This window comes from Vibrio sp. T3Y01, assembly GCF_013114525.1.
GTDB lineage: Bacteria > Pseudomonadota > Gammaproteobacteria > Enterobacterales > Vibrionaceae > Vibrio > Vibrio chagasii_B.
Map to the genome: position 1 here is coordinate 58,305 of NZ_VTXJ01000013.1, position 12,905 is coordinate 71,209.

Annotated in this window: 8 protein-coding genes; 3 read left to right on the forward strand and 5 right to left on the reverse strand. The window is 46.2% G+C overall.

The features are described 5' to 3' along the window. Positions 1 to 208 precede the first annotated feature (208 nt). The 3 genes from F0232_RS15105 (at position 209) to F0232_RS15115 (ending at position 4,124) form a co-directional block, all read left to right on the forward strand. Positions 209 to 1,222 carry a Fe(3+) ABC transporter substrate-binding protein gene (locus F0232_RS15105; protein ID WP_105057572.1) on the forward strand — a complete coding sequence of 338 codons (1,014 nt, stop codon included), beginning with the start codon at positions 209 to 211 and terminating at the stop codon, positions 1,220 to 1,222. Between the two features lie 248 nt (positions 1,223 to 1,470). Next, positions 1,471 to 3,096 carry an iron ABC transporter permease gene (locus F0232_RS15110; RefSeq protein WP_061032489.1) on the forward strand — a complete coding sequence of 542 codons (1,626 nt, stop codon included), beginning with the start codon at positions 1,471 to 1,473 and terminating at the stop codon, positions 3,094 to 3,096. Further along, positions 3,096 to 4,124, forward strand: coding sequence for an ABC transporter ATP-binding protein (locus tag F0232_RS15115; RefSeq protein WP_105057571.1), 1,029 nt, complete (start codon positions 3,096 to 3,098; stop codon positions 4,122 to 4,124). The genes F0232_RS15110 and F0232_RS15115 overlap by 1 nt, the downstream gene beginning before the upstream one ends. 131 nt (positions 4,125 to 4,255) lie before the next feature. Here the strand turns inward: F0232_RS15115 and F0232_RS15120 are convergent, their stop codons facing one another. The 5 genes from F0232_RS15120 to F0232_RS15140 all read right to left on the reverse strand — a co-directional run bounded on the left by F0232_RS15120 (position 4,256) and on the right by F0232_RS15140 (position 12,830). Continuing rightward, a complete protein-coding gene (locus tag F0232_RS15120) occupies positions 4,256 to 5,668 on the reverse strand; it encodes a phosphoglucomutase/phosphomannomutase family protein (protein WP_105057570.1) in 1,413 nt (470 codons plus the stop codon). A 73-nt stretch (positions 5,669 to 5,741) separates the two neighbouring features. Continuing rightward, positions 5,742 to 8,147, reverse strand: coding sequence for a N,N'-diacetylchitobiose phosphorylase (locus F0232_RS15125; protein WP_105057569.1), 2,406 nt, complete (start codon positions 8,145 to 8,147; stop codon positions 5,742 to 5,744). 127 nt (positions 8,148 to 8,274) lie between these two features. Continuing rightward, a complete protein-coding gene (locus tag F0232_RS15130; RefSeq protein ID WP_105057568.1) occupies positions 8,275 to 10,209 on the reverse strand; it encodes a beta-N-acetylhexosaminidase in 1,935 nt (644 codons plus the stop codon). Positions 10,210 to 10,221: 12 nt separating this feature from the next. Continuing rightward, positions 10,222 to 11,106: an N-acetylglucosamine kinase gene (locus F0232_RS15135; RefSeq protein WP_061032494.1), complete on the reverse strand. Its 885-nt coding sequence runs from the start codon at positions 11,104 to 11,106 to the stop codon at positions 10,222 to 10,224. 2 nt (positions 11,107 to 11,108) lie between these two features. Further along, on the reverse strand, positions 11,109 to 12,830 hold the full coding sequence (locus F0232_RS15140) for a glycoside hydrolase family 9 protein (protein ID WP_061032495.1): 1,722 nt from the start codon (positions 12,828 to 12,830) through the stop codon (positions 11,109 to 11,111). Positions 12,831 to 12,905: the final 75 nt, after the last annotated feature.

A 12,905-nucleotide genomic window follows, 5' to 3' on the forward strand; every position in this document is an offset into this window, starting at 1 on the left:
GAGTAGTTTTGATTGATTTAGATAAACCGAGCTAGCCGGCAACTCTTCGCAAGAATAAGCGGTCACTTTGAAATAGATTGTTACAAAAGTGCGAGACTGATGGCGCAGAGCGAACAATTTTTTTGTCGGATATCATTGTAATTGTGTTATTGATGAATATAATAACGCAACTGATATAGATTATCATTTCGATATAAAGGATTTTACCATGAAAAAACTGCTAACTCTTTCAGCTCTTGCGTGCAGCACTATCGCACCAGCAGCAATGGCTGCAGAAGAAGTAAACGTATACTCTTACCGCCAACCTTTCCTTGTTGAGCCAATGTTCGATGAGTTCACAAAGGAGACGGGTATTGAGGTAAATGTTAAGTTTGCTAAGAAAGGTTTGGCAGAAAAGCTAGCTCAAGAGGGTGAATACAGCCCTGCAGACGTGGTATTAACAGTTGATATCAGTCGTCTATCTGAGCTAACTGAAAAAGGCTTAGTTCAAGCGGTAAACAGCGACGTTCTAGAAAAGAACATCCCGGCTCAATACCAAGATACAGACAACGAGTGGTTTGCTCTAACAACACGTACTCGTAGCGTTTACTCTTCACGTGACCGCGTTGGCCGTCTAGGTGAAGACTTCACTTACGCTGATCTAGCGAAGCCTGAATTCAAAGGTAAAATCTGTACTCGTAGCGGTAAGCACCCATACAACGTTTCTCTAGTATCTTCTATGATTGCTCACAAAGGTGAAGCGGAAACTAAAGAGTGGTTAGAAGGCGTAAAAGCAAACCTAGCTCGTAAGCCTCAAGGTAACGACCGTGCACAAGTTAAAGCTATCAAAGAAGGTCTATGTGACGTTTCTCTTGGTAACAGCTACTACCTAGGTAAGATGGTTAACGATAAAGAGCAAAAAGCTTGGGCTGACGCTGTTTACATTAACTTCCCTAACCAAGAGACGACAGGCACTCACGTAAACATCTCTGGTATGGCAATGGCTAAGTACTCTCCAAACAAAGAGAACGCAGTTAAGCTAATGGAATTCCTATCTGGTAACACAGCACAAGGTATGTACGCAGAAGTAAACTACGAATATCCAGTTAAAGCTGATGTTAAGCCTTCTGAGCTAGTCGCTTCTTGGGGAGATTTCAAAGCAGATACTATCTCTCTAGACCAAATTGCAGATCACCACGAAGCTGCAATCAAGCTTCTAGACGAAGTTAAATTCGACCTGTAATTATTAATATAGGCTTCGGCCAATATTAGATTTAACAACCTCAAGTTGCCGTTTTGGGTACTTGAGGTTGTTTTGTTTTTAGTTAAGTCACTTTTTGAAACAAAGCTCTCGTTTGATCTTGAGAGTTATTAGCACAGCTCCTTGAAGTCATTACCGTATATGGGTATAAATAACCCCCACCACTAAAAGGGCATGAGATGTATTTGCAACTGCATTTGTGTTTCATTAAGCCTCGTTGTAATTAGGCGATGAAAGAAAAGAATTATTTATGGAACACCAGTAGTGGTTTGATAGCTTTACTACTGGTTTTTCCGATCTTAGCGATATTCACCACCGCTGTAGGTGAAACAAATGAGCTGTTTTCTCATTTGATGTCCACAGTGATGCCGACTTACGCTTATAACACTGTTGTTTTAGTGATAGGAACCATGTTCTTGTCGCTGCTATTTGGTATCCCCTCAGCTTGGATCATGGCGATGTGTCGCTTGCCGGGTGAGAAAGTGTTGCAATGGGCATTAGTTTTGCCACTAGCAATGCCAGCTTATATTGTTGGATACATCTTTACCGATTGGTTTGACTTCGCCGGGCCTGTGCAGATTCTGCTTCGCGACCTAACTGGCTGGGGGCCTGGGGAGTATTGGTTCCCGGACATTAGAACCTTGTCTGGCGCAATTATTGTTCTGTCACTTGTTCTATACCCTTATGTATACCTGTTGTGCCGTGCTGCATTCATGGAGCAGAACGTCTCTCTACTCCAATCCGCTAGATTATTGAAATGCTCACCCTGGGAAAGCTTCCGCCGCATCTCTTTGCCGCTTGTGCGTCCATCAATGGCTGTCGGTTTATCACTTGTTGCCATGGAAACCATCGGTGACTTCGGCACGGTCAGCTACTTTGCGGTGAACACCTTAACAACGGCGGTTTATGATACCTGGTTAGGCTACTCAAGCTTGACCGCGGCAGCGAAAATATCGGCAATCATGTTGGTTATCGTGATTCTATTGTTAAGCTCGGAGCGATACAGTCGCCGTAAACAGAAGCTATTTCAAAATCAATTCAGTAGTAGTGAAGATTTTCGTTATGACCTGTCTGGTTGGAAAAAATGGCTAGCAATGTTTTGGTGTTGGGGTCTAGTCTGCGTCGCATTCTTGTTCCCGCTTGGCCAGTTAATTATTTATGCTTATAAATACTTCGGTCAAAGCTGGACTCCAGAATTTAGAGAATACGCGGTTAACAGCTTATATGTTTCTATTGTGGCTGCGATTATCGGTGTGATCATTGCTCTCATTGTGAACTTTAATCAGCGAGTAAGCCCAGGTAAGAGAAGTCAGGCATACATGCGTCTTGCTTCTATGGGTTATGCCGTACCTGGCACCGTGTTGGCAATTGGTGTGATGGTGCCGGTTTTGTTCATGGACCACTTAATTAATGATATTGCGAAAGTGATGGAGTGGGGACGTCCGGGGCTGATCTTCTCTGGCTCTATGTTCGCGCTTATTTTTGCGATGGTAGTGCGTTTTTCTGCGGTTGCTATCGGCAGTGTGGAAAGTAGCCTAAGTAAAGTGTCGCCGTCTTTGGATATGGCTTCAAAGACCATGGGTTGTAACACCAACCAGATGTTGCGCCGAGTGCATCTGCCTCTGATTAAGCGTGGTGCTTTGATTGCAGGACTATTGGTGTTTATCGAATCGATGAAAGAGTTGAATGCAGCGCTATTGCTGCGTCCGTTTAACTTTGAAACTCTAGCTACCTATGTTTATAACTATGCCTCAGACGAGCATCTAGAGCTGGCTGCGATGCCTGCTGTGTTACTTGTACTTGTGGGTCTAATCCCATTGATCATCGTCAACCGTTCTTTGGAGCAAAAAAACTAATGAGCTGTGCATTATCTATTAAAGAGCTGACTTGTAAGTATGAGTCTCAAACGGTTCTCGAGTCGCTTTCTCTTGAAGTTGAACATGGCGAGATCGTATGTCTACTTGGCGCTAGTGGCTGTGGTAAAACAACCTTACTAAAGGCGATTGCTGGATTACTTCCGTTGAGTCATGGGGTGATGGATCTTAACTGTCAGACTATTGATGATGGTAAGAATTGGCTACCACCAGAGCAACGTAACATCGGCATGATCTTCCAAGATTATGCGCTGTTTCCGCACCTTACCGTAAATCAGAACGTGGCATTTGGGCTGCGTGATATGTCTGAGCAAGACAAGAAAGCAAAAGTGAAAGAGATGCTAGAACTGGTTCACCTTGATCAATATGGTGAGCGCTATCCTCATCAGTTGTCTGGTGGGCAGCAGCAACGTGTCGCTATTGCTCGCTCTTTGGCTTATAAGCCTGACTTATTGCTACTTGATGAACCGTTCTCGAACATTGATACCCAAGTTCGTCATGAGTTGATTTCTCAGATCCGCAAGATCTTTAAGAAGCAGGGCGTAACCGCTATTTTTGTTACTCACAGTCGTGAAGAAGCGTTTGCCTTTGCGGATAAAATGGCCGTAATGAATCATGGAGTGATTGAGCAATATGGTTCAGCTTCTGAGTTGTACTTCCATCCATCAAGTAAGTTCGTGGCTGATTTCTTAGGTGGTGGTAGTTACTTAAATGCTCAGCGTATCTCAGATAATGAATTCGAAACCAGCTTGGGCTTAGTGGAAGCAAAAGCGCAAACGGAGATTGATGTTGGCTCTGAGTGTGCGCTGTTACTACGACCTCAGCACATTGTCGCGAGCCATGATACAGACAGTAACTTGTCGGTATTGGAGCAGCAATTCATGGGTGACCATTGTCGCTATGTGATTGAAGCCAATGGGCAAAAGCTACTGGCGACTTCGTCGGAAGCGTTAGAAGTTGGTATGCCAGTGACCGTGAAAGTAGACACTAAAGGCGTACTGGCTTTTTAGGTGTTTTAGTGGCTCAGCTATAAAAAAGCCCAGTACTTTCACCAAAGTACTGGGCAAGAGTTCTTCACCTATAGGCTTTAACAAGGCAGTGATTTGTTAAGTCCCATCTAAAACTGCTGCACTCTATAAGCCTATAGAGAGAGGAAGTCTTTCACTTTTTGAAGAACACGTTCTGCTGTCTCTTTATCTTCCATTTCTGCGAAGATTCGTAGTAAAGGCTCTGTTCCAGAGAAACGAGCAATCACCCAGCCGCCATTCTTAAAGTACACCTTGGCACCATCTTCATAGCTGACTTTTTCAATCTCGTACTCGAACTCAGGCAACTGCTTCTCTACGTAGAGCTTGGTGTAGAGCGCTTCTTTTTCTGAAGGTTTGAATTTGCAGTCACCTTCCGCGGTGTAGGCATAGCCATATTTAGAGTAGATCTCATCAAGGAGCTCAGACAATTTCTTACCCGTTACGCTGATCATCTCAACCAGTAGGCTTGATGCAAAGACACCATCTTTACCTTTGATGTGGCCGCGAATGGTTAAACCACCCGAACTTTCACCACCAATCAGAGAGTCGTCGGCTTCCATTTGCGAGCTGATATGCTTAAAGCCTACTGGAACCTCAAAGCTCTTCTCACCATGATCGGCCGCCACTTTATCGAGTAGATGAGTGGTTGCGATATTGCGAACTACCGAGCCTTTCCAGCCTTTGTATTCCAACAAGTAATAGTAAAGCAGCAGTAGCACTTCGTTTGGGTGAATGAAGCTACCTTTCTCATCGATAATACCTAAGCGGTCAGCATCGCCATCGGTACCAATACCGATGTCATACCCTTCAGCTGCAACCAAGTGCTTCAAGCGATAGAGCGTAGCCGCGCTTGGTGAGGGCATTAGTCCACCAAAATCTGGGTTTTTACCATCGTTGATCACGTCGACATCACAACGACCATTGATAAGTACCGTTTGTAGAGCGTTCTTCGCTACACCAAACATAGGGTCAATCAGTACGCGCAGATTCGCTTTCTTAATCGACTCGATATCGATGAAGTTAATGATCGAATCAACAAAGTCGTTCATTGGATTGATGATCTCGATCTCTTTGTCATTCAACGCTTGTTCGAAGTCGACGCGGATAACGTCTTCGTTGGTTAGAGTTGCGATTTGCTGTTCTATCTTCTCTGTGATGATCTCGTCAGCATCACGGCCACCTTCAATGAACACCTTGATACCATTGTAATCGGCTGGGTTGTGAGAAGCGGTAATACATGCCGAGTAGGTGCAGCCCATCTCTTTCGCTTGGAACATGACGATAGGTGTTGGAACAAACTTATCGATGAAGCTGACTTTGATGTTGTTAGCGGCTAAAACTTCAGCAAACCAACATGCAGCTTTATCGGAAAGGAAGCGACGGTCATAACCGATCACAAATCCGTTTTTGGCTGCATCTTCATTGTTGATGATGTTTGCCAGCGCTTGTGCCACAAGGCGAACGTTCTCTCTGGTGAACTCTTCACCAATGAAAGCGCGCCAGCCACCTGTACCAAATTTAATCATTAGAAAATCCTTTTAGTCTCTTTGCCTCAAACCCAATAGGCTTGAGGCAAGAGTGGTTGGTTAAGTTGCGTGACTAGCCTAGAACAACGACAACATCGTTCACGCTGCCTTCTGCTTGAACTGGGATTGCGCCTTCTACTGACTCACCGTTGATAGTGATAGAGGCAACCCCTTTGCTTACTGCATTCGGGTTCTGTACTGTGATGTTGTATGTCGCACCACGCCATTGACGAGTCACTTCAAACTCTGGCCAATCTGTTGGGATACAAGGATCTACGGTTAAGCCTTCAAAGCCAGTACGGACACCAAGAATGAAGTTGGTTACCGCAAAGTATGCCCAACCAGAAGTACCGGTTAACCAAGGGTGGTTAGCACGGCCATGGTCTTGGTGGTCTTTACCCATGATGAATTGCACGTACGAGTATGGTTCTGCGTAACGTGTTTCAATCATGTCGTTTTGGTTGTATGGGTTAAGTGCATCGTAGAATTTCATCGCACGGTCACCACGGCCAAGTTTCGCTTCTGCTACCCAAGCCCATGGGTTCGGGTGAGAGAAGATAGCGCCATTCTCTTTTACGCCTTGGTAAACGCGAGTGACGAAGCCGATATCATCGTTTGGTGTCGCGAACGATGGAGAGTTTAGGTGCAAGCCGTATTCAGAGAATAGGTTCTCATCGACTGCATCCATCGCTTTCTCTCCGCGCTCCTGAGAAACCGCACCAGATAGAACTGCTAGCGTGTTTGACTCAAGATGTACACGACCTTCAGCTTGTTGAGCTGTACCGATCTTGTCGCCATTTTTGGTTAGACCACGAATGTACCAACCGCCTTCATCATCCCAAAGGTGTGTTTCACACGCTTCACGAACGTTCGCTGCCATTTCTGTGTATTTCGCAACATCAGCGTCGTTATTGCGGAACTTAGCTAAGTCTAAGAATTCTTGCAGAGCCCAGAAGTGTAGGAATGAAACCATTGAAGATTCACCGCCACCTAGGTTCAAACAGTCATTCCAGTCAGCACGTAGACCTTTACAGATACCTGTTTGACCAACGTATTCTGCAGAGAAGTTCAGTGCCGCTTTCATGTGTTCGTAGACTGTCGCTTCACCGCCGTCTGCGTAAGGAATCACTTCGTCAAAGAAGTCGTGCTCGCCAGTTTCCATTACGTATTTGATGATGGTCGGAACGATCCATAGGTGATCATCAGAACATGTGTCTTCAATGCCGTGGATCTTGTCGTCATCTGACGGTGTTGGAACAACCGTTGGTGATTTTGATGGCTCGACGTCTGCTTTCTCTGGATCGAACCAGTCTGGATCGAACAAGTGTAGACCGTAGCCCGCTTTAACTTGGCCGCGTAGTAGGTCGACGATACGTTTACGAGTCATCGCAGGGTTCGCGTGAGGCACTGAGATAGCGTCCTGCGCGGTATCACGGTAGCCAAGACCTGTACGGCCGCCCACTTCAATGAATGATGCAAAGCGCGACCACACCACACAGGTTTCTGCTTGGTATAGTGTCCAGGTGTTGATCATGGTGTCTAAGCCTTCGTTTGGAGACTTGACTTGGAACTTGTTGCAACGCTCGTCCCAGTGATCCTTGATGCCTTGGAACGCTGCATCTACGTTTGCAGTGTCTTGGTACTTTTCACGTAGGCGCTCACCGTTGCCTTTGCCGATACCTAGTACGTAAGCAAAGCGAACTTCTTCACCTGGTTGAATGGTAAATTGCTTATGCAGAGAACCACAGTGGTTGTAACAGGTTTGAGCGCTGTTCGAACACTTACCGTTTTCAACCGCAATCGGGTTAGCTTCATCGCGGTACATACCAAGGAAGTTGTCACGTTGGCCATCGTAGCTGTCTGGTGAGAAGGTTGACGCTAGGTAGTAGAAGCCTTCAAAGTCGTTAGTGTTGTAGTACAGGTCGTATTCCAACACACCTTCTTGGTAAGACGTGCCTGCAGAGTACAGAGACATCTGGTGGTTTTGGTTGTCTGATTGAATGTGGCTGAACGAGAACTCTACAAATGAGAATGTGCTGATAGTACGTGGCTTATCAGTGTTGTTCTTTAGTACAACGTCCCAAACTTCTGCATCTTCGCCCTTAGGTACGAATAGCGTTTTGGTTGCGGTAATACCGCTGTATTCACATTTGAACTTTGAGTATGACAGGCCGTGACGAACTTCGTAGTTTGCTTCATCTAGGCTCTTTGCCACTGGCTGCCAAGAGATAGACCAGTAATCACCAGTCTCATCATCACGCAGGTAGACATAGTGTCCTGGACGGTCAAAGGTGCCGTTTGGACGGAATTTAGTAACACGGTTGTATTCCGGAGAATTGTAGAACGAGTAACCGCCCGCATTGTGCGAAATTACAGTACAAAACTTTTCAGTACCTAGGTAGTTGGTCCAAGGTGCTGGTACATCAGGGCGAGTGATGACGTATTCGCGATTGTCGTTATCGAAATAGCCGTATTTCATTGTCATTTCCTTTTTAACAAACTGCATCTATGCAGCTAATTTTTAAATAGTGATGCTGAGTTTTGTTGGACTGAGCACCTTAATTTGAGTCAGCTATCACTCGGTATGAGCATGCTGTGGTTTGGTTTTATTCAGCTTTCCAAGGGTTGCGGTAATCAACATTGAGTCTGTCGAGTAGCGGCAAGTGACCCTTTAGGCGAGACAGGTAATCAAGCCAGTTTCGGTTGTTTTTGTGTGTCCAACATCCTTCAGCTAAAGCGCTAATTCTTGGGAATACCATATAATCCATACGCTTTTGGTTGGTGACGATCTCACACCATAGAGCACACTGAATTCCGCGGATCCGCTTACGAATTGGGTCGGTGTCGGATATCTCAGCAAGCGCTTCATAGGTATAAGCTTGTTCTAATGGGATAACGGCAGCCCAATCTACGCCCGGCTCTTCCGGAGCATAATCTTGGGTCATGTCGAGATAAGTAAATTGTGCGGGTTGCAGAACCACATCAAAGCCTTGGCGAGCACAGTTTACGGCGGCCTCTTCGCTGAGCCACGAGTAGATGATGGTCTCTTTGCTCACCTTGTCGCCGTGTTGTGCCTCTTCCCAGCCCACCATGCGTTTGCCTAGCTGCTTAAGTTTGTTCTCGGCATAGCGGAACAAGTGGCCTTGTAGATCTTTGCTGTCTTGGTATTGATGTTCTTTCATCAGTGCTTGAGCAGCAGGGCTGTTGGTCCACACTCCAGGTGGCACTTCGTCTGCGCCCATATGAATCAATTCACTCGGGAAGAGTTCTGCGACTTCTTCAATAACGATATCTAAGAACTGATAAGTCCCCGATAAACCTGGATTTAGTACATTGTCGTTGTAGTGCTGAATGCTCTTATATTGAGTGGTGTCCGCTTGCTCTACCAACATATCAGGCAGTGACTTGATCGCGGCGCGGCAGTGTCCCGGGATATCGATCTCTGGGATAACCGTGATGCTGCGCTGTTCTGCGTATTCAATAACTTCGCGAATCTGTTGCTGTGTGTAGAAGCCGCCGTAGTTTTCCGCAATATGGGTATATTGCGGTTCCAATGCATAGTCAGGGCCGCGCCAAGCACCGATTTCAGTGAGTTGAGGTAGTCGCTTAATCTCTATTCTCCAACCTTCATCATCGGTTAGGTGCCAATGAAAAACATTGAATTTGTAGTGCGCCAGTTGGTTGATTAAACGCTTCACTTGCTCCACCGAGTGGAAGTGACGTGCGCAGTCCAACATCATGCCTCGGTATTTGAAACGAGGTTGATCGGCGATTTTGCAATATGGCACAGAGAAGTGTTCAGCATCTTGTTGTTGAACCAATTGGATTAAGCTAGCGACGGCATGCGTAAAGCCTGATTGGCTGCCGGATTCTACGACCACTTGCTGAGCGGTGATCGTTAGCTTGTACTCGGCTTCATCTAAAGTCGGATTACTACGCAGTAGAATGTCACCGTTTTCTTCTGGTGAGAGTTCTGCTGAAACCGCTAGCTCAAACGTAGTCAGTAATTCTTGTTGCAGCCAAGTGCTAGCTTTCTCTGCAAGGTGTGACTGAACTTCAACTGTGCACGCTTTGTTCAGTGCGAAGCCGCCTTGTTTCAGCTCGAATTGATTCGGTTGGGGGATCAGTGCTACCGCTGCCGAATCTACTTCTGGGATTTGGCTGCGTTCACGATATGGTGAAGCCAGCACTATTGGTGATATCGCAACTGGCAGTACCGAGGTTTCGCCTTGGTTATGTGTTTGGATAAAGGCGTCATTGAGACCATCAGAATAGAAACGGAATGGAGCGCTTTGAATACTGAATTCAAGGTAGTAATGGTTGTTCGCCTTTAATACGGTGGTACTTGGCTGGTAAGAACAAAAGCTTCCTACTTGAGTTAATTCACCTTGCGACAGACTCTCTGGAAGGATGAATCGGTCAAATGCAAAATGGAGTGACCAATCAGTTACGTCAAGATCACTTAAGTTATGTACCGTAAGGCCAAATCGGCAGTTGTGTTTTTGTTCAGAAAGAACAGCTAAGTCGATGCGATAATTCATATAACTTCCCTGCTAAGCCTGTTGATACAAGTTGTGTTGTGGTTTTCCGGCAAACATCAATGCGCCTTCGATAGCGTCAAATTGAGGTTCAACGATCCATTGTTGTACTGGTGGTGATAACCAGTTGAGAATGCGCTCTGCGATACTGCCCATCAGGCATACCTTGTCCGCACCTTTGCGATGCAGTGCTAGTACAAACATTTCGATATCAGCGGCGGTTTGCTTGAGCATCTCGATAGCGAGCTCATCGCCTTCGTTAGCTAGTTGAAAAATTACTGGCGAGAATTGACCGTAGTCTTTTGGAATAGCGCCTTTTGACCATTCGACGATGGCATCAACATCATTGCCAAAGTGGTTCATCACGTGTTGAGTCAGTGCTGTCTTGTTGCGAATGCCATCTTCTGCCAGCAGAACTTGTTGAATCAAGCGAAGCCCCATCACCGCGCCGCCACCTTGGTCAGAAATTGGGAATTCACGACCGCCAACCACGTGCTGCTCACCATCTTGTAGGTAGATGCCGCATGAGCCAGTGCCACCAATCATGATGGCGCCGTTTTGGCTATTGTGAGCGCCAATACAAGCACCGTAAGCGTCAGTGTTGAGCGTCATACTGGCGAAAGGGTGTGGCTGAGCCATGAAGTTGAACCATGCTGACTTTTGCTCAGCACCAGCCAGTGCAAGGCCGACATGCATATTTGAAAAATGACTTGATTCGAGTTGCCCTTGTTGTGCCGCTTGAGTAATGGCATCAATAATTGAGCTCATCGCAACATCAACACCTAAAAGGATGTTAGCGCTGCCGCTTTTCGCTTCACCAATGAGTGTGCCTTGGTCATCGCGAATACGAGCACGACAAGACGTGCCGCCACCATCAATACCTACGTAGTAAAGCGTCATGATTATTGCTCCTTACGCTGTGCTAGGAAATTGAATTGCGCAGCGGTTGCCAATAGGAACCAAGCACCGTGAGGGATCCATTGTTCGCCCCAGCGCCAGTTTTGAAGCATGTCATCTTTTTGTGCTGGTGGATTGAACGCAATGTCTTGATCATCTTCAAAGCCAGCGGTGACACCGTTACAGATACCGCCTTTGGCATTGAAAAAACCAAGCTGAGGTAAGTAGTCAGGGTTGTTATGACCGTGGCCATCAAGCATGCACATGTGGTAAGGGTTAAGGCCCAAGATCCAGTCGAGGCTGTTCTGTGAAAGCTGGATCAAACGTTCTTGCAAGCCGTGATCTTTAATATGTGGTTGAACGAGGTAAGCCATGGTTGCAATGGAACCAAGACGTGCGTTTTCACCTTGCCACCAGTAGCCGGTTTCGTTCTTCTGAGCGACGAAGAAAGCATCGCGCTTATCACCATCAACATTTTTTACGTACTGTCTTGGGTAGCCAAATGGGTTGGTGACTTTATCGGTGATGTTGATTTCGAACTGACATGCTTGTTCAACAACAATGCGAGCTTGTTCTTTGAGCTCTGCGTCAGTTTCATTATTGATGTATTCGCACAGGGCTATCACTGGCAACCCTGCTTCCGCGGCGTGGAAGTATGGGCGAGAGCCATCAGCATTAGCTGACCAGAAGTGCTCAAATGAATCATCTGACTGTTGGCGAGAGATTAAACGAGTCGCCCAAGTTCTTGCTTCTGAAAGGTATTGTTCGTCTTGTGTTACTCGGTAAAGCTCATTGGCCGCGAGTAGGGCGCAATACTCATCGATGATGTTCTCTTCACCATCGTTTAGGTACTGTAAGTTGTATTCTTTTAGGTGCCAGTAACCTTTGGTCGCGGTATCAAGATAGGTTTGGCTCGAGTAGCTACCCGATATGTCTAGTTCAGACGCTGCGGCAAGTGCTGCAATAGCCACACCAGCACCTTGTCGGTAGCCGGCTTGCAAATCTGTTGATTTATGGCCTTCTTGAGTGGAGTACGCGCAGATGTCGCGTTGGTTGATATCTTTGCTCCACTTATCGAATACTGTCATGTAGAAGTATCCAGCCGCGTCTTGCATACGTACTAAGAAATCGGCACCGAATAGCGCTTCTTCCATTAGTCGTGTCATAGAGAATTTAGGGAAATCTGGGTTGTTGCTGGTTAAGCGCACGCTTTTAAGCATGTTCCAAACTACCATTGGAATCTGTTGTGGGTTTAGGTAATTGCCATACGACAAGTGGCTAAAATACTTGCTTACATCGCCTGATGCGTCGTACCAACCACCATGAACATCAACGTATCGGTCGGTGCCAAGAATTTGGGCTTGACGATCTTTCTTATCAAAAATGCCGCCACAACGTTGTGACTTAAAGTAGTGAAGCACATCAGAAAAAGTGTGGCTCATTAGTAGGTTGTTACCAATCTCGAACACTTCAGAGCGAAGGTTGTCAAAGCGCAGGTAGTAACGTCCGCTCTCAGTGAATGCGCTGAAATCGATCGTGAAGAATTGCCCTTGATGCCAGTTTGCTACGCGACCCTGTTTTACAACGTCGAAGTTACCCACGGTAATGTGGTTGTCGGCACACACGAGCAATGCAGTGGTACTGGATAAACGCGCTTTCTTTGTCTGCAGAATAGCTTGCTTAGGAGCCGAAGATTCGTAGCCAATATGGTTGGTCAATAACAGCATCAATATTCTCCAAAGGTCCTAGTTTCTTGTGGCTAGGTACCTGAATTGTTTTGGATATAAGTAGTTAGGGTCCGC